22 protein-coding genes and 1 tRNA gene are annotated in these 23060 nt (G+C 61.7%); 14 read left to right on the top strand and 9 right to left on the bottom strand.

The features are described 5' to 3' along the window. Positions 1-24 precede the first annotated feature (24 nt). The 8 genes from I6E81_RS06595 (at position 25) to I6E81_RS06560 (ending at position 9195) form a co-directional block, all read left to right on the top strand. Positions 25-1092: a hypothetical protein gene (locus tag I6E81_RS06595; protein WP_197106552.1), complete on the top strand. Its 1068-nt coding sequence runs from the start codon at positions 25-27 to the stop codon at positions 1090-1092. A 53-nt stretch (positions 1093-1145) separates the two neighbouring features. Beyond that, positions 1146-2273, top strand: coding sequence for a hypothetical protein (locus I6E81_RS06590; protein ID WP_197106551.1), 1128 nt, complete (start codon positions 1146-1148; stop codon positions 2271-2273). A gap of 65 nt (positions 2274-2338) precedes the next feature. Then, complete coding sequence (locus I6E81_RS06585) at positions 2339-3451, top strand: hypothetical protein (protein ID WP_197106550.1); 1113 nt, start codon at positions 2339-2341, stop codon at positions 3449-3451. A gap of 164 nt (positions 3452-3615) precedes the next feature. After that, positions 3616-6093 (top strand): ATP-dependent Clp protease ATP-binding subunit, encoded by a 2478-nt coding sequence (locus I6E81_RS06580; protein ID WP_197106549.1) that lies wholly within the window; start codon positions 3616-3618, stop codon positions 6091-6093. Positions 6094-6284: 191 nt separating this feature from the next. After that, complete coding sequence (locus tag I6E81_RS06575; RefSeq protein WP_197106548.1) at positions 6285-6788, top strand: amino-acid N-acetyltransferase; 504 nt, start codon at positions 6285-6287, stop codon at positions 6786-6788. 26 nt (positions 6789-6814) lie between these two features. Beyond that, positions 6815-7441, top strand: coding sequence for a hypothetical protein (locus tag I6E81_RS06570; protein WP_231599639.1), 627 nt, complete (start codon positions 6815-6817; stop codon positions 7439-7441). A gap of 12 nt (positions 7442-7453) precedes the next feature. After that, complete coding sequence (locus I6E81_RS06565; protein ID WP_197106547.1) at positions 7454-7888, top strand: SseB family protein; 435 nt, start codon at positions 7454-7456, stop codon at positions 7886-7888. A 206-nt stretch (positions 7889-8094) separates the two neighbouring features. Further along, positions 8095-9195, top strand: coding sequence for a DUF2510 domain-containing protein (locus tag I6E81_RS06560; RefSeq protein ID WP_197106546.1), 1101 nt, complete (start codon positions 8095-8097; stop codon positions 9193-9195). Positions 9196-9286: 91 nt separating this feature from the next. Here I6E81_RS06560 and radA read toward each other — a convergent pair whose 3' ends face one another. The 4 genes from radA to I6E81_RS06540 are packed head-to-tail and all read right to left on the bottom strand — an operon-like array spanning position 9287 to position 13001. After that, complete coding sequence (gene radA / locus I6E81_RS06555) at positions 9287-10642, bottom strand: DNA repair protein RadA (protein WP_197106545.1); 1356 nt, start codon at positions 10640-10642, stop codon at positions 9287-9289. A 31-nt stretch (positions 10643-10673) separates the two neighbouring features. Next, positions 10674-10988: a metal-sensitive transcriptional regulator gene (locus I6E81_RS06550; protein ID WP_197106544.1), complete on the bottom strand. Its 315-nt coding sequence runs from the start codon at positions 10986-10988 to the stop codon at positions 10674-10676. Positions 10989-10990: 2 nt separating this feature from the next. Next, the gene (locus I6E81_RS06545; protein ID WP_197106543.1) at positions 10991-11293 is read right to left on the bottom strand and encodes a rhodanese-like domain-containing protein; all 303 of its coding nucleotides are present in this window, start codon (positions 11291-11293) and stop codon (positions 10991-10993) included. A 52-nt stretch (positions 11294-11345) separates the two neighbouring features. After that, positions 11346-13001: an FAD-dependent oxidoreductase gene (locus tag I6E81_RS06540; protein ID WP_197106542.1), complete on the bottom strand. Its 1656-nt coding sequence runs from the start codon at positions 12999-13001 to the stop codon at positions 11346-11348. A gap of 174 nt (positions 13002-13175) precedes the next feature. Here I6E81_RS06540 and I6E81_RS06535 point away from each other — a divergent pair, with 174 nt between their 5' ends. From I6E81_RS06535 to I6E81_RS14675, 3 genes are all read left to right on the top strand, one after another. Continuing rightward, the gene (locus tag I6E81_RS06535) at positions 13176-13754 is read left to right on the top strand and encodes a hypothetical protein (protein WP_197106541.1); all 579 of its coding nucleotides are present in this window, start codon (positions 13176-13178) and stop codon (positions 13752-13754) included. A 36-nt stretch (positions 13755-13790) separates the two neighbouring features. Beyond that, positions 13791-13880, top strand: a tRNA-Ser gene (locus tag I6E81_RS06530). A 225-nt stretch (positions 13881-14105) separates the two neighbouring features. After that, complete coding sequence (locus I6E81_RS14675) at positions 14106-14192, top strand: hypothetical protein (protein ID WP_368855406.1); 87 nt, start codon at positions 14106-14108, stop codon at positions 14190-14192. Positions 14193-14262: 70 nt separating this feature from the next. Here the strand turns inward: I6E81_RS14675 and I6E81_RS06525 are convergent, their stop codons facing one another. The 5 genes from I6E81_RS06525 to I6E81_RS06505 all read right to left on the bottom strand — a co-directional run bounded on the left by I6E81_RS06525 (position 14263) and on the right by I6E81_RS06505 (position 18831). After that, complete coding sequence (locus I6E81_RS06525) at positions 14263-15195, bottom strand: NAD-dependent epimerase/dehydratase family protein (protein ID WP_197106540.1); 933 nt, start codon at positions 15193-15195, stop codon at positions 14263-14265. Between the two features lie 319 nt (positions 15196-15514). Further along, on the bottom strand, positions 15515-15787 hold the full coding sequence (locus tag I6E81_RS14670; protein ID WP_368855405.1) for a MerR family transcriptional regulator: 273 nt from the start codon (positions 15785-15787) through the stop codon (positions 15515-15517). 992 nt (positions 15788-16779) lie between these two features. Next, positions 16780-17022 carry a hypothetical protein gene (locus I6E81_RS06515; protein ID WP_197106538.1) on the bottom strand — a complete coding sequence of 81 codons (243 nt, stop codon included), beginning with the start codon at positions 17020-17022 and terminating at the stop codon, positions 16780-16782. Next, entirely contained in the window at positions 17019-18017 is a 999-nt protein-coding gene (locus I6E81_RS06510) for a TerC family protein (protein WP_197106537.1), read from the bottom strand. Before I6E81_RS06510 ends, I6E81_RS06515 begins: the two co-directional genes overlap by 4 nt. A 211-nt stretch (positions 18018-18228) precedes the next feature. Continuing rightward, positions 18229-18831, bottom strand: a complete 603-nt coding sequence (locus I6E81_RS06505; RefSeq protein WP_197106536.1) for a TetR/AcrR family transcriptional regulator — start codon at positions 18829-18831, stop codon at positions 18229-18231. 56 nt (positions 18832-18887) lie between these two features. Between I6E81_RS06505 and I6E81_RS06500 the strand changes: the two genes are divergently transcribed. From I6E81_RS06500 to I6E81_RS06490, 3 genes are read left to right on the top strand one after another with little or no spacing between them, the layout of a single operon-like run. Then, complete coding sequence (locus I6E81_RS06500; protein WP_197106535.1) at positions 18888-20249, top strand: NAD(P)/FAD-dependent oxidoreductase; 1362 nt, start codon at positions 18888-18890, stop codon at positions 20247-20249. Between the two features lie 2 nt (positions 20250-20251). After that, positions 20252-21340 carry an agmatine/peptidylarginine deiminase gene (locus I6E81_RS06495; RefSeq protein WP_197106534.1) on the top strand — a complete coding sequence of 363 codons (1089 nt, stop codon included), beginning with the start codon at positions 20252-20254 and terminating at the stop codon, positions 21338-21340. Beyond that, positions 21337-23049, top strand: coding sequence for an amidase (locus I6E81_RS06490; protein ID WP_197106533.1), 1713 nt, complete (start codon positions 21337-21339; stop codon positions 23047-23049). The genes I6E81_RS06495 and I6E81_RS06490 overlap by 4 nt, the downstream gene beginning before the upstream one ends. Positions 23050-23060 lie beyond the last annotated feature (11 nt).

The following is a 23060-nucleotide window of genomic DNA, read 5'->3' as shown; positions in this document are numbered from 1 at the left end:
CGACCGGAAAAGTACTCTTAAATCATGACAAGTTCTCGACGCCTGCCCGCACTCATCTCGGGCGCCGTTGCTCTTTCCTTCGTTTTGGGCGGTTGCTCACTGATCGAGCAGGCCGTGACCTCGGCCGGGGAAGGTGTCATTGCTCACGCCGCGCTGTCTCGGATGGTTTCTGAACTGGCGGAACTAGAGGGTGTGGACGAGGCGTCGTACGACTACACGAGTGATCCCGTGGTGGGGGATTCCGGCGACGTGAGCGTGATTGCGGCGTCGGCGATCGAAGGCGCCGAATTGGAGCGAATTGCCGAACAATTTCGAGAGGGATACACCGATTTTGAGCGAGCTGCGTTCTTACCGAGTTTCACACTTGCGCTCGCCGACGATTCCGCTGGGGTTCTAGAAACGTCGGGTCTCCCCGAGTCGACGGAGACATTCGTTGAGAGTTTTGAGTTTTGGCGAGCGGCATCTGCGGCGGCAGGGACCGAACTCAGTGTGAATCTGCAAAACGTTGACGGTTTCGGCGGCAGTTTTCGCTCGGTTTTTATCCCAGAGGAATCAGATTTCGATGCAGCGGCAGACCGCGTGGTCGAAAATTACACAGCTCTGCAACAGCTCGCGAGCGAATCAGAGCAGAACCACACGAGCTGGTCTGTGGCCGGCATTTATTCGCCAGACGAACTTGCTCCGCTGGAGTTCGTGGAGCTCGTCACTGATCTTCGCGCAGTGATCCCTTTGCGGGACAACTCGAAGGTTGGCGACTCGAGCCTTGGAGATGCCGACTATCCCGAAGGGTTCCAGGCGACGTGGGCAACACCAGGAGTGCTCGACGGGATTTCCGAGATCTCTGTGGTGAGCAACGAGGACACCGACGAGACGTGGAAAGCGGCACTTCAAGCTGCGACTCGCACTGGCCAAATGGAGAACATCAACTTCCTGTTTCGCGCCGGCGATCGAGGATTTAGTTTCCATACCTCCGCGTGCAGCGGATCGGTCGAGGCCACCGCCAATGACGACACTTTCTTCCAGGCTGTTTCTTCTTCCGGAGCACAGCTTGCTCCCGGCGCTGGCGCTGGCATGTGCTTCCCCGAGCAGTGATGCCGATAGCGGTCCTTGGTGGCTTCGCGGGCGATGGAAGATGAGGGCGAATAATGAATTTTCGGCGGCGGATTGTGAGTGCGCTGGCGGCGCTGTCGTTGCTTGCGCCCGCGCTGGCGGGGTGCTCGTCCTTGAGCGATGACGCAGCCGATCTCGACGGTGCCGGGCTGGTCGCTTCGTACGAGGAGTTCCTTGCCGAGAGCACCACTGAACTAAAGGAAATTGAGGGCATCGGGGAAGTCTCGCAAGCCCCGATCTCCGGTGTGATGTGGGAGAGCCCCGTCATGATCGATGTCGAGGTGAGCGAAGAGTTCGCTGAGGCCCAAACGGTTGCCGTCGTCGAAACGTTGCGCCGTGTATCCGACGGCTATCCCTCGTACGGCATCCCGGTAGCGTTCACGATTCGGGTGGCGGGAGAATCCGCCGGTCGTTTTCGGGTGGCCGGCCTTGGACTTTACCCAGACTTCGTCATCAGCAACTTCAACTATTGGCGAGCGCTTGAGCAAGCGTTCGGCGCTGAGCTGACGATGGTGCTGTTGACCGACGCCTACGACGAGGCTTCGTACTCGCGAATCATAGGCCCGGGCAACGGCGCGGTCTCGCGAGAAACTATCGCTCACATGCTGATCAAGTACGACGCGCTCGCGACAGTGTCTTCGGAGCAGAGCAGTGGTGGCATCGGCGTGGCTGCAGCGCAGGGTCGCAAGTACGAGATGTGGGCACTCCCCGGGCTCAATGCCTCTAACCACCTACCGCCGAGGGATGTCATCGAACTCGTTGCCGCCCTCGGCCGCTCTTTTCCGTTGCAAGAGAATGCGTGGCTCGGCCTCGACTACGACTATCCAGCCGCTCTCGCCGCGGCTGGCGCGCTGGTGCAGTGGATTGACAACGAAGCTGCACTGCACGGCCGAGAGGTAGCAGTCAATAGCGCTGAGTACCGCGATGACGAGTGGCCGGCAATCGTCGCCGCTGCCGCAGGCACTGCTCAAGTCACCGGCTTTGACTTCGGCTATGCCTCGCCCGAGCGCGAGTTTCGTTTTCACACTTCCCCCTGCGAAGGCACGATCGAGCAGACAGCCGACGACGAACTGCTCTTCGCTGCGTTGCGCGAGGGCGGTCTTGCCTCATTGGAGGATCTGGCGCCGGGGCGCTGTGTCCCCAACTATCCGCAGTCGCGATAATGGGGCGACGGCCCAGCATTTAGCGATGGGCCCTCAGCGGCACCGGTGAAACGTAAGCTTGAGTCATGAATTTTCCTCGGCGCGTGACGAGCATGGTGATGGCCGTCGTTTTGCTCGCGCTCGGTGGGTGCACTGCGCTCGGTGATGAGGCATCCGACCTCCGCATCGAGGGGTTCTCCGAATCGCAGCAGCGCGATTTCATGGAAAGCCTCGTCGAGCTCAGGAGGATCCCGGGGGTGAGCAAGGTGTCGTGGACGGCAACTCCGAACCCCTTCTGGGAGAGCTTCGCGACGATCGAGGTGGGTGTGAGCGAGGCTTTCGCGGAGCAGCAATTGGGGGTCATCGCCTCGACCATGAATCAGTACGACGGCAACGGTGAAGGCCCTGGGCTGCCGATCTCGTTCAGCATCCGGCTCGACGGCGACGACGATGCCGGGTTCACTGTGTCGGGCCTCGGCCTTCCTCGCGATGAAGTCGTCGAGAACTATCGTTATTGGCGCGAAATTACAGCCGTGATGGAACTCGATATGAGGATGAATCTCCAAACGACCGTCTTTTTCAGGGATGATTACATGCGCGTGATTTCGGCTCCGACCGACACTCACCCGCTGCAGCCGCTACGCCACGTGATCGACCACTACGACGCGCTTGCGGCCCTTACTTCTCCTGAAGGCAATCCCGCTGGTGCGCTCTCCGCAGCGGGCAACGGAGTGTTTGAGTTCTGGTCCATTCCGGGCTTGCAGTCGTCGGGTTCGCTTCCACCGCGCGAGGTGCTTAATCTTGCGGAGCGGCTCAGCGGCCTATTTTCGTTGCGCACCAATGCGTGGCTCACTGCTGAGCCTGACGACGGCGATAGTTTCCCCGAAGGAGCCGGGATTCGCTGGGATGCCGACCCCACAGCGCAGCAGGGCCGCCAAGTGGATCTACTGTTCTCGGAATACCACGAGGAAGATTGGCCCGCGATTGTCGCTGCTGCCGCAGCCTCCTCTCAACTCGCCGGGTTCCATTTCCAGCACTTCTCCTTCGACCGAGACTTCTCCTTCCACACCTCGACCTGCGAGGGAACAGTCCAAAAGTCAGCTGACGACCAAGCACTCTTTGACGCGATCCAGGCGAGCGGCGTCACACTGCTGGAAGGCGCAGCGCCGGGGCAGTGCATCCCCGACTTTTATGAGTGAAGGGGTGACATCCGTGCATCGGCTTGCTGGCCCCGGCGCGTGCATTCCTGAGCAGCAACCCAGCACAGTCACGCCTAGGGCGAACAGGGGCCTATTTCGCGATTTCTCTGGTTAGTCTCTTTACATCGGTACCGAATCTGTAGCGGTATCTAAGGAGTGAAGAGATGTTTGAGAGATTTACCGACCGCGCCCGTCGTGTAGTCGTTTTGGCCCAAGAAGAGGCCAAGATGCTCAACCACAACTACATCGGCACAGAGCACATTTTGCTTGGCCTCATCCACGAGGGTGAAGGCGTTGCCGCAAAGGCGCTTGAGTCTTTGGGTATTTCGCTCGACTCCGTGCGCGAGCAAGTGCAAGACATTATTGGCCAGGGTCAGCAGCAGCCGACCGGCCACATCCCCTTTACGCCGCGTGCCAAGAAGGTACTTGAGCTGAGCCTGCGCGAAGCGCTTCAGCTCGGTCACAACTACATCGGCACCGAGCACATCCTGTTGGGCCTCATCCGCGAGGGTGAAGGCGTTGCCGCTCAGGTGCTCGTGAAGCTCGGCGCTGACCTCAACAAGGTTCGCCAGCAGGTCATCCAGCTCCTCGGTAGCTTCCAGGGCAAAGAGGCGGTTGCCGTTGGTGGCAACGAGTCTGCGCCCGACAAGGGATCGCAGGTTCTTGACCAGTTCGGCCGCAACCTCACTCAGGCGGCTCGCGATGGCAAGCTCGACCCCGTTATTGGTCGCGAGAAGGAGATGGAACGCGTTATGCAGATCCTCTCCCGCCGCACCAAGAACAACCCCGTCCTCATCGGTGAACCCGGTGTCGGTAAGACGGCTGTTGTTGAAGGCCTCGCCAACGCGATCGTTGCTGGCGACGTTCCCGAGACGCTGAAAGACAAGCAGCTCTACTCGCTCGACCTCGGAAGCCTCATCGCTGGTAGCCGCTACCGCGGTGACTTCGAAGAGCGACTCAAGAAGGTCACCAAGGAGATCCGCACCCGCGGCGACATCATCGTCTTTATTGACGAGATCCACAGCCTCGTGGGTGCCGGCGCTGCTGAAGGTGCCATCGACGCAGCCTCTATCCTCAAGCCGCTTTTGGCTCGTGGCGAGCTCCAGACCATTGGTGCGACGACCCTCGACGAATACCGCAAGCACTTTGAGAAGGATGCCGCGCTTGAGCGCCGCTTCCAGTCCGTGCAGGTGCACGAACCTAACCTGCCGCACACCATCAACATCCTTAAGGGACTGCGCGACAAGTACGAGTCGTTCCACAAGGTATCCATCACCGACGGTGCCATTGTTGCCGCAGCGAACCTCGCCGACCGTTACGTCGCCGACCGTTTCCTGCCAGACAAGGCCATCGACCTGCTCGACGAGGCCGGCGCACGTCTGCGTCTGTCGATCCTGTCGGCACCTCCTGAGCTGCGCGAATTCGACGACAAGATCGCCGACGTTCGCTCGCGTAAGGAAGGCGCCATCGAAGACCAAGACTTCGAGAAGGCCGCTAGCCTGCGCGACGAAGAGAAGAAGCTCCTCGGCGAGCGTCTTCGCCTCGAGAAGCAGTGGAAGTCGGGCGACGTTGGCGCGAGCGGAATCGTGGATGAAGGTCTGATTGCCGAAGTTCTGGCAGCAGCAACCGGCATCCCCGTCTTCAAGCTCACCGAAGAAGAGTCCAGCCGCCTTATCTTCATGGAGAAGGCACTTCACATGCGCGTCATTGGTCAAGAGGAAGCCATCTCGGTTCTCTCCAAGACCATCCGCCGCACGCGTGCAGGCCTCAAGGACCCCAACCGTCCAAGTGGTTCGTTCATCTTCGCCGGTCCGACCGGTGTCGGTAAGACTGAGCTCGCGAAGGCTCTTGCAGAGTTCCTGTTCGACGATGAGTCGGCCATGATCTCGCTCGACATGAGTGAGTACGGCGAAAAGCACACCGTTTCACGTTTGTTCGGTGCCCCTCCCGGATTCGTTGGATTCGAAGAGGGTGGCCAGCTCACCGAGAAGGTGCGCCGCAAGCCATTCAGTGTTGTGCTGTTCGACGAGATCGAGAAGGCTCACCCCGACATCTTCAACTCGCTCCTGCAGATCCTCGAAGAGGGTCGCTTGACCGACGGTCAGGGTCGCGTGATCGACTTCAAGAACACCGTCATCATCATGACCACCAACCTCGGCACGAAGGACATCACCGCTGGCCCCATGGGCTTCCAGGTGGAAGGTGACTCGGCAACAAGCTACGACCGCATGCGCGGCAAGGTTGTTGAAGAACTCAAGAAGCACTTCAAGCCTGAGTTCCTCAACCGTGTTGACGAGACCATCGTCTTCCCGCAGCTGAGCAAGCCAGAACTGTTGCAGATCGTTGACCTCTTCATCAAGCGTCTCTCTGAGCGCATGATGGATCGCGACCTCACCGTCGAGATCACTGTTCCTGCCAAGGAGCGTCTCATCGAAGTTGGGTTCGACCCCACTCTCGGTGCACGACCGCTTCGCCGCGCAGTGCAGCACGAAGTCGAAGACGCGCTCAGCGAGAAGATCCTTCACGGCGAGCTCAACGCCGGCGACCACGTACACGTTGACTTCGTTGACAACAAGTTCGTGTTCGTCACGAGCCGCCAGCCTGGTCTCCCCGAAAAGGAGCCGGCTGAGGTCGAGGCCTAAGCCTCCGACCTTGCCACCGCGGCACTAGCCACACGACAGCGGCTGCACGACACCTTCTGGTGCCGGGCAGCCGCTTCGTCGTTAACGGAACCAGCCACCTGGCAATCGCCCCGCTGCCGGCGGGAGCAGGTGTTCGGCGAAACTCGTCGCGCGGTGTGGGGCTGTGCGCCCCTGAGCGGTACCGTTACTGCGTGACCACCTTCAGCATCCGCCCGGCACGAACGCATGATGTGCGGGCCATCCAGAGCCTTATCGAGCCCTTGGTGAACGAGCGCATCCTGCTCGGTAAAGACCTTGTCGTCTTTTACGAGGCAGTCCAAGAGTTTCGGGTGGCCGTCGCGCCCGACGGCTCCGTTGTCGGATGCGGTGCCCTCCACGTGATGTGGCACGACCTGGCCGAAGTGCGCACCCTCGCTGTCGCCTCCGAATGGCTGGGAAAGGGCGTCGGCCATGCGCTCATGGATCAGATTGAAGCGGATGCTCGCGCGCTGGGTCTTGACCGGTTGTTCTGCCTGACCTTCGAAACCGGTTTCTTTCAGCGCCATGGCTTTGAGCCGGTTGAGGAAGAAATCGTCGATCCGACCGTATTTGCGCAGTTAGCGCTCTCGCCTGACGAGGGTGTGGCCGAATTTCTGGATCTTTCCCGTGTAAAACCCAACACCCTCGGCAACACGCGCATGCTGAAGCACCTTTAGTGGCCTCAGACGTTTAGCCTTGCGGTATGTCGACGTTTAGGAACCCTGTCGGCCCGCAGTCAAGCAGCGTCTACTGGCGCCGGCGCTTGATCGTCGGGCTAGGACTCCTTGCCGTCATCGCCATCATCTTGTTGATTGTCTTCGGCCCTAAGGCCTCATCGGACCCCGCATCCACGTCTACAACGACGTCGACGACGGATCCCTCAGCCGCCGAATCCAGCACGCCAGCCGCCACTGATGCCTCTGGCTCGCTTGTCTGCGATCCCGCGAAGCTCACCCTTGAGGCGATCACCGACGAATCAAGCTACGCCGAGGGCCAGAACCCGCAGCTGTCGTTCTCTATCAAGAGCACCATGACAGAGCCGTGCGCTATCGAGGCCGGCAGCGACATCCAAGAGTTTGTTGTCACCAGTGGTAGCGATGAAATTTGGAACTCAAAGCACTGCCAGACCGAAGGCGAGCCGGGCACGGTCGTGTTGCAGCCTGGTGTGCCGGTGCAGTCGAGTTCGATCGAGTGGGATCGCACCCGGTCCGCCACCGACACCTGCGAGTCAGACCGCCCCGTTGTTACCGCGGGTGGCGCCAGCTACCACCTTGAGGTCTCGCTTGGTGATATCGCGTCTGACAGCACCAAACAGTTCTTGCTGAACTAACCCGGATAGGCCATGGCTTCCTCAACCTCCGCGGCGCAGAGCGCCGAATTCAGTTCCCCCTTGCTCGCTCAAGCTCTCGAAGCTGGCGACCCCGTAGCGGTTGCTCTGGCGCTGCGCAACGACCGAGTCATGGTGCCGTTGCTGACGGATGCGACGGATGCGACGGATGACGCCGCAGCGTCGAGCGAGAACGAAGCGCAAGTGCGAGTGTTCCGGCGCGGTGAAGCAGACAAATACATGCTCTTGCTGTTCTCGTCGGTTGAGGCCTATGTGGCCATGCTGCCGGAGGAGACTGACCATCAGGTCGTCGCCTATCGTGCAGATGATTTGCGCGCGTTCCTTGAGACCAATCGAGGCGTTCTGGAGTCGGTCTGGTTCGACGTAGCGGGCCCCCACACGATGCAAGCATCGCCCGATGACATCTTGGATGCCCTCACTCTTTCCTAGACCGACTGCTTGTTGACGGGCTTGGGGCAAATATTTGCCTTCCGGGAGGAATCAGGCTTCTGACCCAGTTCAGGGGACAAACACCCCAAAATAGACCATTTAAGGCCCATTTCGGCACTCTTTAGGGTTACATCCAGACTCGCAGCGGCATCAATGTTATAAACAGGCCTTTCTATCCCTTGTCTGTGACGGTTACTCTGTTCAACGTGGAAGACAACAGTTTCGGTGTGCCAGCGGGATGGTACCCAGACCCTCTCGGCTTGCCCCAGTTGCGCTGGTGGGATGCCCAAGCCTGGACTGAGCACACCTCAGATGCACGTGCCCCTATCGTTGTGCAGCCAGCTACCAAGCTGGCGTTCGCCGACGATGACTATGACGACGACGTAGACGAGCTTCCGTCGCGGCGCGAACAGCGCGATCGTGAACGTCATGACACCGGTGACTACCTCAGGACCGAGACTCGTAGCGAGCCGGAGCCCGAGACTGCAGCAGTTCACGACGAACTGAGTGCTCAGCCGCTTCTCGCAATGACATTGCGTGAGCTCGAGGCACCCATTGACGACGCGCAACAGGCCGATGAGCCAATGCTGCTGCCGAAGTCGGCTAACGCCCACGCGAACTCGATGCCTGGTGCATCCACCCTCAGCGCTTACGCCGAGGAAGAAGAGGCACCCGAGCGCGAGATCCGCCAACACCGCACGTACAACGCGGCTGTCTGGCTCATCGCGATCCTTCCACTTGTTCAGCTTCTGACCAGCATGTTCCTGATTGCAGGCGCCGGCCTCGGTAGCAACTTGCCGCTGCTGCTCGTCGTCTGGATTGCTCCGTACATCGTCGTTCTTGGCCTCGCCGCCTACGACAACCTGCTGCTGCAGGTGTGGGGTCACGAAAAACCAGCAAACGCTGCGTGGGCATTCCTGACCGCACCGGTTTACCTAGTGGTTCGTGGTCTGCGCACCATGAAGGAGACGGGCAAGGGCATCGCGCCGATCGCCACGTGGGCCGGTACGATCGTTTCGCTGGTTATCGGAATGTTGATCCTTCCTGGACTCCTCATCTCCTTGATTCCGCAGACGTTCAGCAACCAGATCGAGAGTTCGATTCAGGCTCAGGCTGCGACGCTCGGCGCAAACATCGAGCTTTCTTGCCCCGCAACTCCGCCGGTTCTCATGGGCGACACGTTCACGTGTCGTGCAGTGAAGCCCGCCAATGGCCAGAGCGACTCGATCCTGGTCAGCTTGCAGCGTGAGAACGGCTGGATCAGCTGGCGCGTAGAGGACTGGGGTCTCTGGACCCTGTTCGGCTAGCCAACAGTTCACCACCTAGCGTCGCAACGGCGGCTCATCTTCGGATGGGCCGCCGTTGCTGCGTTCTGGGGGAGGAGCGTGACTCGTCGGCTCAGAACTCGGGGATGTGCACGCGTTCTTCGGTCGCCCCGGCGAAGGCCAAGCGGAGGGCTTCGCGAACGTGGGCAGCGTCGGCATCAATGACTGTGTCGAAGCCCAGCCGTGCCGCTTCTGCCAGTCGCTGTTTCGCTGACGATGCTGGCCGAATTTCGCCGGCCAAACTGATTTCGCCGACAACGGCCATCGTGGCGGAGAACGCTTTGTCTTTGTAGGCACTGGCGATTGCCAGTGCAATCGCGAGATCCGCTCCGGGCTCGGTGACGCGGATGCCGCCCACCGTCGACACATAGACATCGAATGTCGATAGGGGAATACCCGCTCGCCGCTCAAGCACCGCGAGCAACATGGCCACTCGTGAGGCATCGACGCCGTTGACGACGCGACGCGGTTGGGGAGCTTGAGACTTCACGATGAGCGCCTGCACCTCAACAGGCAGGGCGCGCCTGCCCTCGAGGGCGATCGTGACACACGTGCCACTCACGGGTTGGCGGGCGTGGGAGAGGAAGAGCCCGCTGGGATCGGAGACTTCGGCGATTCCTTCGCCGGTCATCTCGAAGCAGCCGACTTCTTCGGTGGAGCCAAAACGGTTCTTGTGGGCGCGGACAAAGCGCAGCGCCGTCTGGCGGTCGCCTTCGAACTGGAGCACGACATCCACGAGGTGTTCGAGCAGTCGTGGGCCCGCAATGGTGCCGTCTTTGGTGACATGGCCAACGAGCAGAATGGGCAGGTTCTGGTCTTTGCTAACCCGGATGAGTGTGGAGGCGACTTCGCGCACTTGCGATGGCCCGCCGGCGATACCTTCGGTCGCGGCGGAGGCAACAGTTTGCACGGAGTCGACGATCACGAGTTGTGGCTTGACGTGATCGATCTGACCGAGGATCGTGCCGAGATCGGTTTCGGCGGCCAAGAACAGCGAAGGGTGCAGGGCGTTGGTGCGTTCGGCGCGCAAGCGAACTTGGCTGACCGACTCTTCGGCCGTGACGTAGAGAACACGCTGACCGGATGCCGCAGCCCGCGATGCCACTTCGAGCAGCAGTGTTGACTTGCCGACGCCGGGTTCACCACTCAACAGAATGGCAGCGCCGGGCACGACACCGCCGCCGAGCACGCGGTCGAACTCCGCGATGCCGCTCGGCCAGTGCGCAACGGACTCGGCACCGATCTCGGTGATGGAGCGTGCGCCGCTCGTGTCAGAGACGGCAACGGTGGCCACACGCTTGGTGATGCCTGTTGCTGCGCCCGCATCGGTCACGGTGCCCCACTGCTGGCATTCGCCGCAGCGGCCAACCCATTTGATGCTCGTCCAGCCGCACTCAGTGCAGCGAAAATTACTTACAGCTCGGGCCATGTTTCAACCCTAGGCGGCACGACCGACACTGTTAGGCGAGAGTGAGGAACAGCTTCTCGATATCTGCCGGGGACATTCCATCGTGGCTGCCCTCGCCATCCGCATCATCCGTCGAGCATGATTGCAGGGCGTTCGCGATGATCATGAAGCCAGCGCGATCGAGTGCCTTGCTGACGGCAGCGAGTTGCGTCACGACGTCTTTGCAGTTCGACTCGGCTCCCATCGACTGGATGAGGGCGTGCAGTTGACCTTCGGCGCGCTTGAGGCGGTTCATCACCTTGCGCATCGCTTCGGGGTCGTGCCCGGTAGCGGCATCCGTGGAGGCAGCGATTTCAGAGGTGGTCATGACTAATTGCCTTTCGTAACGGGTAGACCAGCGGTACGCCAGGCGGAGGTTCCGCCCTCGATGTTGACGGCGTCGAAGCCCTGGGCGTTGAGCCATTCGACGGCCTGAGCACTGCGGCCGCCGCTTTCGCAGATGACGTAGACGGTCTCGTCGCGGTCGAGTTCTTCGACGCGAGCAACGAGTTCTCCGAGCGGAATACTGGCGGCCTTTGGCGCATGCCCCGAAACGTATTCGACGGGTTCGCGCACGTCAATAACGACAGGGTTGGTGAGTTCGGAGAGGGTCTGGGGTGTAACGGTGTTCATGGGGGATTCCTTGGGAGTGACGTGGATCAGGTGGGTACGGGGGAGGGGTAAGTTACGCGTTCGCGGCGAGCCACGTGCGGTAGCCGCCATCGAGGTTGACGGCGTCGATGCCGTGCTGCGTCAGGATGCGCACGGCGGTGTGGCCGCGCTGTCCGACCTGGCAGTGCACGATCACGCGGCGGTCATCGAGCTCACCAAAGCGGGCGCGCAGATCGTCGAGCGGGATATTGACGGCGTGCGGGATGGCGCCGCGCTCGAATTCGGCGGGGGTGCGAACATCCACCAGCACAGTGCCGGCCTCAAGCTCGGCAGCGATTTCGTGCCACTGGATCGAGGCACTCAGGTCATCACGGAGGTTCTTGGCGACATAGCCGAGGTGGTTGATCGGGTCTTTCGCTGAACCATACTGCGGCGCATAGGCGAGTTCGAGGTCGGCGAGAGCACTCGCGGTGAGGCCGACGCTCGTGGCGGTGGCAATCACATCCATTCGCTTATCGACACCCTCGCGACCGACAACTTGGGCTCCCAAGATGAGATCGGTGTTGGCGTCGACGATGAGCTTGAGTGACAACGATTGAGCGCCCGGGTAGTAGCCAGCGTGAGAAACCGGGTGGGTGTGAATCACGCGAATGTCGCGACCGGCAGCACGAAGCGCGCGTTCGGTCGAACCGAGGCTGGCGGCAGTGAGATCGAAAACGCCGACGATGGCGGTGCCCAGTGCTGGCTTCGAGTGCACGTTATCCCCGGCGAGAGTGTCGGCAAGGTAGCGGCCGTCACGGTTGGCCGGCCCGGCGAGCGCAACGAGTTCGTGCTCGCCAGTGATGGCCCCGACCTTCTCGGCAACATCGCCGATCGCATAGATATGGGGTGCGCTGGTCTGATACCCCGCACTGACTCGGATGCCGCCCGTTGGCCCCGTAGCGAGGCCAGCGTGCACGGCGAGCCCGTTGTCGGGTCGCACCCCAACGGCCGCAACGACGAGGTCTGCGGCAAGGCTGGAGCCGTCGCTGAGCTGGACGGAGGTGTCATCCATCGCGATCGCTTCCGTGCCGAGGTGGAGGGCAACACCGTTCTCGCGCAGGTGCGCTTCAATCGGGGTCACCATCTCGGAATCGAAGGTTGCCAGAACGTGGGCGGGGCGCTGCACGAGCGTGACGCTAAGCCCGCGCTTGGCGAGGTTCTCGGCCATCTCGATGCCGATGTAGCCGGCACCCAAGACGACGACGTTCGCAGTCGCCGGGTCGAGGGCGTCGAGGGAGGACTGGAGCAGGTCGACGTCTTCGATATTGCGCAGCACGAGCATCCGCTCACTGCCGGCGATAGCGGGGATGACCGCGCTCGCGCCCGTTGCAATGACGAGCTCGTCGTAGCTTTCGGTGCTGATGGTGTCGTCGACGTGGTTGTGCACGGTGATGCTGCGTTGGGTGGGGTCGATAGCGGTGACGTTGTGGTTCACGCGCACGTCGAGGCCAAAACGGCTGCCGAGGCTGGCGGGGGTCTGCAGGAGAAGTTCGTCGCGGTCGGTGATGACGCCGCCGAGGTAGTAGGCAAGGCCGCAGTTGGCGAACGACACGTGACCGCTGCGCTCAAAGATGACGATCTCGGCGTGTTCATCGCGACGGCGCATGCGGGTGGCGAAGGACATGCCGGCGGCAACTCCGCCAATGACGAGGATGCGGCGGGTGCGGTGCGTGGGGGAAGTGCTCATCAACCAAGCATACCTAGGGGGGTATGCGGGCCCCAATCTATCGGGGCAACTAGAGATCCGCTGAGCGCGAAATGCGTGCGGGAGAGGGCGCGCCGCACTCCTCGATCTTTTTTGAGGAATGCGCGACTTATGGATGCTTCCCGCCTACGATGAGGGAGCGAACAAGGGAGCACCGTGGCGAAAGACAAAAACATTGACCCCCGATTCGACCCCGTTTTTCAGCGAGGTTACGCAGCAGGGGAGGGCGGCCAGCGCGAAGAAAACACCCGCGCCGCCCGCAACGTCGACAGCTACCGTCAACCTGGTCCCGCCAGTGTCGCGCCGTCGACTCCGCGAGTCCCCGCCGACGATCGCGCCACAGCAGCGGCAGCGACCGCCACCCTCTCCGCCCGGGAACGTGGCCCTTCGCCGGCCAGCGGCGACACTCATCCCTCGGCGGCGCCGCAGTCGCAGTATCTGGATGACGCGGCCGCATCCGTAGACCCTGTCGCGACCCCCACGCCGACAAGTCTCGCCCGCAACCCCTGGATCTACGTTCTCTGGGCGGTGGGCGGTGGTCTCATGGCGAGCGGCGTCGGAGGGCTGTGGTGGGCGTTCAAGGGGCTCTATGGTCGTGGCACCATCAACGAAAACAGCTGGGAGCTGTTCAACCTCGCTCAGGTCGCAGCACCGATCTGCATCACCGCTGGCGCATTCTGCGTAGCAAGTGCCCTGCTCGTGCACTGCCTCAACTGGATGCGCCGCAACCCGTGAACGCACGTCACCGATATCTGTACTAAACTCTCTCCCGGTACCGTGTCCGAGCGGCCGAAGGTGCAACTCTCGAAAAGTTGTGTGCGTGAAAGCGCACCGTGGGTTCAAATCCCACCGGTACCGCCAAAGAAAAGCCCCCTACTTCCTGGTGTTTACAAGGAAGTTAGGGGGCTTTTGCTTTCCGCATGTCGCCATTTGGCAACAAACTGGCAGCACATCGCAGGTGTCCTAGCGTGATCCGGTGCCGCAGGTCGTGAGCCGCGACCCGCTCGAAAGCTTTGTCAGTAGTCGCGCTTGCGGATATCCGCCAGAGCAATCAGGAACATCTATCGGCTCCGTCGCTGCAGTGTTGTGATCTGCGATGAAGTTGGATACATCCCCTTTGACCCAGACGCCGCGAACTTGTTCCTCCAGCCCGCCGCCGATGCGGCATCGTAGAAAATACGAATAGTGGTCCTGTTTTCAAACGGCACTAGTGGCCCTATTTGGGTCGGCGTGACTATGGTGCTCATGAGGAGGCCCTTTCGGCTGCAAATGACGTGGTGATGCCAGCTGTGATGGGTGTTGGTGAGATGCCGAAGACGGTTTCAAAGGCCGTGGAGTCAAAGAGATACGGTGCGGTGTATTGGTAGCTCATCTCGAGGGTTTCGCGCGCTGCAGTGTTGAAGAGAGCTCCGATTCGCAGGGTCGTTGCAGACGTCACGTTGATGCGTGAGTCGGGTGCTCCGGCGAGGTGCAGGTATTCGCGGCCGGTGAGCGCCGGCGCCGTCGGGACGTGCCAGGTGCTCCCGCTGTCCGCGGGGTGGGTGCCGAGGATTGCGAGGGACTCGCCGATATCGGGTGTGTAGGTGAGCGAGTGCGGTTGGTCTGCATCGAAAAGCCAGCTTGCGGGTTTGCCGGCCGCGATCTTGGCGAGGGCAAAAGTGTTGAAGGCGCTGGTTGTCGCCTCGGGGCCGTAAAAGTCGGCGCTGCGCGCGACAGTGAAGGAAAGCCCGCGTTCTTCTTTCGCCGTGTGGAGGGCCGTGAGCGCGTCTGCTCGAATGCGACCTTTCTTGCTGACGGGGCGGAGTGCGCTCAGTTCCGTCATGGGGCCGTCGACGAGCCCATACGCGTAAACATTGTCGAAGTAGATGAGATGGGTGTTGTTGGCGATCGCGGCGTCGATGCTGTTGCGAAGAATGATCGGCCACTGCTGCGCCCAAATGGTGGACGAGTAGGCCAGGCCCGCAGTGAGATACGCGACCTGCGCGCCGGTGAGGGCATGTGCCACGTCCGCGGCGGTCAGGAGGTTCGCAGTGATGGATGACACGCCGTCGATGGTGGACGGCCGGCGGCCAACTGAGGCTATCTTTTCGCCGCGGCGGAGGAGGGCTCGGACGGTCTCACGCCCGATAACCCCGTTCCCGCCGAGGACGACGTGTAGCTGCTGGGTAGTGGTCATGACTTGTCTCGATTCTGGTTGGTATGGAAAAACTTGTGGGTAGCATCTTCCTGGGCGATGCGACGCAGTCCGGCAAAAAGTGGATCTCCGAGAACGGTTCCGACGACCATAAATTCCGCTATCTGGTGCGGGTCCGACAGCATGGTCAGGGCGTGACGGTCCGCAGCTGCCGCGGTCGCTGCAGCTGATGCATACGCGCCCAAATACTCGCTCGGAGCGTCTAAGTCGATCGCGTCTAATCCGTCTAGGGCTCGCACCGAGCGGTCAATCCCGGGACTATCGTCGGTGAACTTCCAACCCTGTGAGCGGGCAAGGCGCATCACGTGCCCCGCGAGGTGTCACGGGGAAGAGACCCTACAACCCGCGGTGTGCCCATCGCGTACGATGCGACGCTGAATATCTCGGCAAACGGCGCACCCTTAGTATTCGGCGCCCGAATGATGTCCTTCGTCGCGGCGATCGAAGGGCCAGCCGTTTCCAGCAACGCACGGGTAAGTCGAACACGTTCGGCATGCAGCTCCTCGTATTCGACCTGATTGGGGGCAGATCGAACTCCTTCAGGAAATAACCCCTCGCGTTGGTAATACTTCACCGCAGAAAGAGGAGCGACGGCTTGCCAGGAAGGTTTGGATATTTGCACTATCGGATAGTATCACTATCTATTGACGGGTCAAAACTCTGTCCAACTACGACCGTCCATGAGGCACATCCGGCACCCAAGGTGGAGATGTGGCTTTCTGAATTTTGTGGCGGGGTTCCTCCTACTTCTAATGGCGGGATTAGTTCACACCGACTACGAGGTCGTCGGAAGTTGGTGCTGCAACGAGGGCGACCGCAGCGATTTCCTGACCGTCGGCAGAGTCCTCGAAACTGTCCGCTAATTACCTCTATGGAACTGGACGCCTGCTCATCGGGCCGCGGGAGCGACACAGGCAAGAGCGAGAGCGACGGCTCCATGCTCAGCCCCCGGGTGGGCGCCTCAACCATTCTCCGAGTGCCATCGCTGATGCAAGCCCGCATCAAGTGAATTGCTGCGCACACGATACGAGCGGGGCGTCCGTCGCGGCATACGCCGGCTGCGGCGAACCCATCACCACTCGCACACACCAAGCATTGCTCGTGTTACGCAGGAACCCTAACGATGCCACTCGCGGTCGAGCACGAGGCATGCAGAACTGCCGAAAGCGCCAAAATCGTGCTTCGTTGATCCCGCCATGTTGGTGCGCTGCGCGGACAGGGTTCTATGACGATGCCGGTTTGGCGATGGGAGATGAGTTCTCGGAATACGTGGAAAACCATTACTGCGCGGTAGAGCTGCATCACATGGCTTCGCTCGCCGCTTCCGCGCCCAAACACGTCTACGCAGCGCGTGATGAAAAGTGGCAACACTTGGTACAAAACCGCAATGTCTCAAGTGCGACGACATGATCGAAATGCCGGAAATGCGGAGAATTTGAGGACGATAACCCTGTGCACAGGGAGGGAATGAGGGTTCACAGCCCACCGGAACCGCCAGCAAAAGCCCCGCATTCCTTGTGAATGCGGGGCTTTTTCGTGCGGGGGCGCTGGCGCCGTGGTGCAGCTCTAGAACTGAGGCTTGTTGCTTGGACGGTTGGGGTCGTCATCGCGGAAGGGCAGCGCGGCAACTACCAATGCCGGAATAAGGAACCCCATGGCGAACGATAGCCAGAAAAACGATCCGAAGCTGCGATCTTTGCGCTTAGCTGAGCCGGCGACCAAGAACGAGATGAAGAGGTTCAGCAGAAAAAAGCCGCCAAGAAATAGGGAGTAAACGAGGTCATAGGTTGCCGGAAGTAATGGGTTCACGTGGCCACACTATCGACCTCGGCGAGTTCGTCTTCGGTCGCCATCCGGAATCCGCCGCCCGCGGGGGTCTCGATCGCGTGGCGGGGCTGGCCGCGCGTGGCCCACAGGCTCGCGCCGATCGACGTGGCCAGGATGACGAAAATCACACCGAGCGACAGAGTCGTCGAGATGTAATACACGTCGAGCAGGAGCATCTTGATTCCGACCCAGACGAGCAAGAGAGCCAGGCCGATCTTCAGATAGATGAAACGGTGCATGAGGTCAGCGAGCAGAAAGTACATTGCTCGTAGGCCGAGGATCGCGAAGGCATTGGCGGTGAACACAAGGAACGCTTCGTCGGTGACGGCGAAGATGGCCGGGATCGAGTCAACGGCGAACACGATGTCGGTGATCTCGACAAGAACCAGCACGGCCAGCAGCGGGGTAGCGAGCAGCACGCCCGCCTTGCGCACGACGAACTTCTGACCGTAGAAAGCATCCGTCATGGGGACGCGGCGACGGAAGATCTTGAGCACGACGGATTTCTCGGGGTCGTAGTGCTCGTTTCGTTTGCGCAGCATCTGGACGCCCGTGAAGACCAAGAAGGCACCGAATACGTACAGCACCCACGCGAAGCTACTGAGCAGGGCTGCACCGGCGGCGATGAAGATGCCACGAAACACGAGAGCACCGATGACCCCGAGGAACAGCACGCGGTGCTGAAACTGTGGGGGTACGGCGAAGGCGGAGAAGATGATTGCCCAGACGAAGACGTTGTCAACGGCAAGCGACTTCTCGATAACGAAGCCGGCAAAGTACTGCTGGCCGAATTCCGCACCAAACAGCCACCAGATAATGCCACCGAAGGTCACGCCGGACGCGACCCAGATCACGGACCACGCTGCGGCTTCGCGCACGCTAATGACATGAGCGGTGTGATGCGCGACCAGGTCGATCGCGAGCATCACGAGGATGACGCCGATAACGGCGAGCCAAGCCCACAGAGGGACGTTCATGAAACAACTCCAGAATGTTAGAAATTCTGGAGGTCTCGTCGAGCACTTTCGGGCCCTAGCTGCACCGGGTCATGATGACACGACCGTAATGACGATGAGCTTCGCGGGGACTACTCCCCTCCGTGCTGATAACTCAAACACACTTCGGGATTCCGCTCAATGAATCGAACTCGGAACTCGGGTTTTTCGCAGCTTGGACCGGTTCGTACAATTAGCCCAACGGGATGTCGAGCATGTCTTCGAGGGTTTCGCGCACGAGCGACTCTCGGGTTTCGCGGGTGCGGAAGTTCACAAGTTGGTACGCCGAGGTGGCATCAACGAGGGCGAAGAGCACGAGGGCGGCGCGCTCCGGGTTGACTGGGGCGAACTGCCCGGCATCCTGACCGGCGCGGATGATCCTGATGGCGAGCGCATGCCAGGAATCCATTGACTGGCGAGCGGCTTCGGCGAGCGAGTCGTTGCGGCGGCCGAGGCTCCACGCATCGGTCCAGACTTCGCCGACGTTATCGCGCGCCGGGTCTGCGATGGCCTCAATGAGCGCTCGAATCTGATCGAGGGGTTCGGCTGGCGCGAGAGCGTAGCGCTCGACTTCGGCGATCTCTTTTTCGGCGATCGACGCGAAGGTCGAAGCCACTAGGGCTTCCATGTTGGGTTCGTAGTGCGTGATGAGCGGGGCGGTTACTCCGCAGTGGGCGGCGAGGTTGCGCAAGGAGATCGCGGCAAGTCCCCGGGCGAGGGCGATGGCCTGAGCCGCGTCACGAATTTCGGATGCTCGCTCGGTGGCGTTTCGTCGTCGAGTTGTGCCTGCTGCCATCCTCGAAGTGTAGCCGTTCTTGACTCTTATTGAACAGGTGGTAAATAATGGAGGGTATGAACACCTTTAACCGCGACGTTGTCATCGTCGGAGCCGGCGCCACAGGCCTTACCGCAGCACGGGCTCTCGTTCGCGCGGGCAAGAGCGTGATCGTTCTTGAAGCGCGTGACCGCATTGGTGGTCGTCTCTGGACGAACGACATCGACGGGCAGATGTATGAGATCGGCGGCCAGTGGGTTTCGCCTGACCAAACCGCACTCATCGACATGCTCGCCGAACTCGGCCTCGAAACCTACTCCCGCTACCGCGAAGGCGAGAGCGTCTACGTGTCGCGCGATGGTGTTGCGCGTCGCTTCACCGGAGACATCTTCCCCGCCGGCGAAGCAACCGAAGCCGAGATCACCCGACTGATTACGGTGCTTGACGCCCTCGTGGCTGAGCTCGACCTTCAGGCTCCGTGGGAGCATCCGCTGGCCGCAGAATTCGACCGCATCTCGTACCGCAGCTGGCTAGAAAGCCAGAGTGCGGATGCCGAAGCTGTCGACAACATTGCGCTCTACGTTGCCGAGGCGATGCTCACGAAGCCTGCCCACTCGTTCTCGCTGTTGCAGGCGTTGCTCATGGCCGCCAGTGCTGGCAGCTTCAGCAACCTCGTGGATGCCGACTTCATTCTCGATAAGCGCGTGGTCGGTGGGCTTCAGCAGGTTCCGCTGCTCATGGCCGACGCCCTGGGTGGCGACGTTGTTCGCCTTTCGCAGCCCGTTCGCCGAATCGAATGGGATGCCACGGGCGCGACCGTCACGAGCGACGAGCTAGCGGTGCGTGCCGAGCACGTGATTGTTGCCGTGCCACCGAACCTCTACGACCGCATTGACTACGTTCCTGCCCTTCCTCGGATGCGCCAGCAAATGCAGCAGCACTCCTCCCTCGGTCTCGTCATTAAGGTGCACGCGACCTATGCGACCCCGTTCTGGCGCGCGGCCGGGCTTTCCGGTACAGCCTTTAGCCCGTACCAAATCGTGCACGAGGCGTACGACAACACCAACCACGGCGAAGAGCGCGGCACCCTCGTGGGCTTTGTGTCGGGGGAGAAGGCCGACGAACTGTTCGCGCTTGATCCGGTCGAACGCAAGCAGCGCATCCTCGAATCGCTCGCGACCTACTACGGCGACGAAGCACTCACTCCGGCCGTGTATTACGAAAGCGACTGGGCCTCCGAAGAGTGGACCCGCGGTGCGTATGCCGCGAGCTTCGACCTCGGCGGGCTCACGCGGTACGGCGCTCTGCAGCTTGAGCCGGTGGGACCAATTCAGTTCGGCTCCAGCGACCTCGCGGCGGAAGGGTACCAACACGTTGACGGTGCTATTCGCGTGGGACAGCGGCTCGCGGCATCCATTATTGAAGCGTCGAAAGGCTAGTCATGAGCTGGAGAATGCCATCCGAAACCGCTGAACATGAGCGCACGTGGATGGCGTTCCCGCGCGTCGGCGAAACGCTCGGTGCGACCGATGCCGAACGAGAACTCGGCTATGCCGCGTGGGCCGATGTGGCCAACGTCGTCGCCCAGTTTGAGCCTGTGTCAATGGTGGTTGACCCCACCGAAATGCTTCGTGCTCGGCGGATGCTCGCCAGCAGTATTGAGCTGTTCGAGGCCCCGCTCGACGAGTTCTGGATGCGCGACATCGGGCCCACGTTCGTGCTCGACGATGAGCGGCCGGGCGTGCTCGGCGCTGTCGACTGGATCTTCAACGGTTGGGGTGCTCCCGCGTGGGCGGAGTGGGCTAAGTCGGCTGAGATCGGTGGTTTCGTCGCGGAAGCTGCGGGTGCCGAACTCGTTAGCTCGCTTCTCGTTGCCGAGGGCGGCGGACTACACGTGGATGGCGAAGGCACCGTCTTGCTGACCGACACGGTGCAGCTCGACCCGCGCCGTAATCCGCTCGCTGATCGAGCACGCGTTGAGCAGGAGATGCTGCGCACGATTGGCGCGACTCATGCAGTCTGGCTGCCGCGCGGGCTCACCCGCGACTATGACGATTTCGGCACCAACGGGCACGTCGATATCGTGGCGACAATCGCATCGCCGGGGCGCGTGCTGCTGCACGCCCAACCCAACCCCGAGCATCCGGACCATCAGGTGATGGCCGAAATTCGGGCGGCTCTCGAAGGCCAGCGCGATGCTGCCGGGCGCGAGTTCGAGATCGTCGAGTTACCTGCCCCTTCCACCCTTCGCGACGACCATGGCTTCGTCGATTACAGCTACGTCAACCACCTCGTCGTCAACGGTGGAGTCATCGGTTGTGGCTTCGCCGATGAAGTCGCGGATGCGCGAGCCGCCGAAATTCTGGCCGACGCGTATCCCGGCCGTACCGTGCAGATGGTCGACTCCCGCGAAATCTTCGCGCGGGGTGGCGGCATCCACTGCATCACCCAACAGCAGCCGAAAGTGCCCGGAGTTAGTGTGAGCGCAGACGGCGCTGCTGCCGCGCAAGAACCGGGAGCGATCGTATGAGTACCTTCGACGTCGTTGAAGCCTCGATAGCCGAACTGCAAGCGGCGCTCGCGGCAGGAACTCTCACGAGCGAAGAACTCGTCACCGCCTACCTCGCGCGCATCGACCGCTATAACCGCAGCGGGCCAAAACTCAACGCCGTCGTTGTGCCGAACCCGGAAGCGCTCGCCGAAGCGCGGGAGTCGGATGCTCGGCGCGCCGCTGGCCAGTTGCGAGGACCACTCGACGGCATCCCGTACACGGCGAAAGACAGCTATTTGCACCGTGGGCTCACGGCAGCAGCGGGTAGCCCGGCCTTCGCCGACCTCATGGCGATGCGGGATGCGGCCACCATCGGGGCACTGCGCGAGGGCGGCGCGATCTGCCTCGGCCTCACCAACATGCCCCCGATGGCCAACGGCGGAATGCAGCCCGGCGTGTATGGCCGTGCCGAGAGCCCCTACAACGCCGAGTACCTCACCGCGGCGTACGGATCGGGATCGTCAAACGGATCGGGCACGGCAACCGCGGCGAGTTTTGCGGCCTTCGGCCTCGGTGAGGAGACCTGGTCGAGCGGCCGGGCACCGGCCTCGAACAATGCCCTCTGCGCCTACACGCCGTCGCGCGGCGTGATCTCGGTGCGCGGCAACTGGCCCCTCGTGCCCACGATGGATGTCGTCGTGCCGCACACCCGCACCATGGCCGACCTGCTCGCCGTGCTCGACGTCATCGTGTTCGACGACGAAGATGCCCGTGGTGACTTCTGGCGCTCGCAGCCGTGGGTGGAGATCCCGGCGGCGTCTAGCCTGCGACCGGAAACGTATCTGTCGCTCGCGCCTGAAGGTGTGGAGCTGCCGCTGGCGGGCAAGCGCTTCGGCGTTCCCCGGATGTACATCAACCGCGATACCGAGGCGGGCTCGGGCACGCGCGGAGTCGGTGGTCCGACAGGAACCGCGATTGACACCCGCCCGAGCATCCTGACCCTGTTTGACCAAGCGCGTCGCGACCTCGAAGCAGCCGGCGCCACCGTGGTGGAGGTCGACTTTCCGATCGTCTCGAACTACGAAGCCGACCGGGCTGGTGCCCCCACGATCGCGACCCGCGGTCTGGTGAGCCCCGAGTTCCTCAAGCGCGAAATCGTCGACCTCTCGGCGTGGGCGTGGGAAGACTTTCTCCAGGCCAACGGCGACCCGAACTTCGACACCATCGTGGGTGTCGACGGAAGCACAATCTTCCCGACGACACCGGGCACCCCGCATGATCGCTACGACGGCTTCGAAGACGACATCGCCGTCTATCCGACTCAGGTGCGCGACCATCCCTACGACACCTTCACCGACATCCCCGAGCTCGAAGCGGGCGTGCGCGGCCTCGAAGAAACCCGCCGCATCGACCTTGAAGAGTGGATGCGGGCCAACGAGCTCGACGCCGTAGCTTTCCCCGCGGTCGCCGACGTGGGCGCCGCCGATATGGGAACGAACCCCGCCACGGCGGCAGCAGGCTGGCGAAACGGTGTCTGGGTCGCGAACGGCAACCTCGCGATTCGGCACCTGGGCATCCCGACCGTCACGGTGCCCATGGGACTCATGGGCGACATCCGGATGCCCGTGGGAATCACTTTCGCCGGTGCCGCGTATTCCGACCTCGACCTGCTGCGTATTGGTGTCGCGTACGAAGCGGTGTCGCAGCGTCGGGTCGCGCCGCCGCGAACACCCCCGCTGGTCGGCTAAGCGGGTCGTGC

The organism is Salinibacterium sp. NG22, assembly GCF_015864925.1.
Classification (GTDB): Bacteria; Actinomycetota; Actinomycetes; order Actinomycetales; family Microbacteriaceae; genus Rhodoglobus.
This window is presented reverse-complemented; position numbering and strand designations above follow the sequence as displayed.

Bases quoted from the DNA above. Each gene is read 5' to 3' on its own strand.
- I6E81_RS06595 (WP_197106552.1), top strand. From the start codon at position 25: ATGACAAGTTCTCGACGCCTGCCCGCACTCATCTCGGGCGCCGTTGCT.
- I6E81_RS06590 (WP_197106551.1), top strand. From the start codon at position 1,146: ATGAATTTTCGGCGGCGGATTGTGAGTGCGCTGGCGGCGCTGTCGTTG.
- I6E81_RS06585 (WP_197106550.1), top strand. From the start codon at position 2,339: ATGAATTTTCCTCGGCGCGTGACGAGCATGGTGATGGCCGTCGTTTTG.
- I6E81_RS06580 (WP_197106549.1), top strand. From the start codon at position 3,616: ATGTTTGAGAGATTTACCGACCGCGCCCGTCGTGTAGTCGTTTTGGCC.
- I6E81_RS06570 (WP_231599639.1), top strand. From the start codon at position 6,815: ATGTCGACGTTTAGGAACCCTGTCGGCCCGCAGTCAAGCAGCGTCTAC.
- I6E81_RS06565 (WP_197106547.1), top strand. From the start codon at position 7,454: ATGGCTTCCTCAACCTCCGCGGCGCAGAGCGCCGAATTCAGTTCCCCC.
- radA (WP_197106545.1), bottom strand. From the start codon at position 10,642: ATGGCCCGAGCTGTAAGTAATTTTCGCTGCACTGAGTGCGGCTGGACG.
- I6E81_RS06550 (WP_197106544.1), bottom strand. From the start codon at position 10,988: ATGACCACCTCTGAAATCGCTGCCTCCACGGATGCCGCTACCGGGCAC.
- I6E81_RS06545 (WP_197106543.1), bottom strand. From the start codon at position 11,293: ATGAACACCGTTACACCCCAGACCCTCTCCGAACTCACCAACCCTGTC.
- I6E81_RS06540 (WP_197106542.1), bottom strand. From the start codon at position 13,001: ATGAGCACTTCCCCCACGCACCGCACCCGCCGCATCCTCGTCATTGGC.
- I6E81_RS06525 (WP_197106540.1), bottom strand. From the start codon at position 15,195: ATGACCACTACCCAGCAGCTACACGTCGTCCTCGGCGGGAACGGGGTT.
- I6E81_RS06510 (WP_197106537.1), bottom strand. From the start codon at position 18,017: ATGAACGTCCCTCTGTGGGCTTGGCTCGCCGTTATCGGCGTCATCCTC.
- I6E81_RS06505 (WP_197106536.1), bottom strand. From the start codon at position 18,831: ATGGCAGCAGGCACAACTCGACGACGAAACGCCACCGAGCGAGCATCC.
- I6E81_RS06500 (WP_197106535.1), top strand. From the start codon at position 18,888: ATGAACACCTTTAACCGCGACGTTGTCATCGTCGGAGCCGGCGCCACA.
- I6E81_RS06495 (WP_197106534.1), top strand. From the start codon at position 20,252: ATGAGCTGGAGAATGCCATCCGAAACCGCTGAACATGAGCGCACGTGG.
- I6E81_RS06490 (WP_197106533.1), top strand. From the start codon at position 21,337: ATGAGTACCTTCGACGTCGTTGAAGCCTCGATAGCCGAACTGCAAGCG.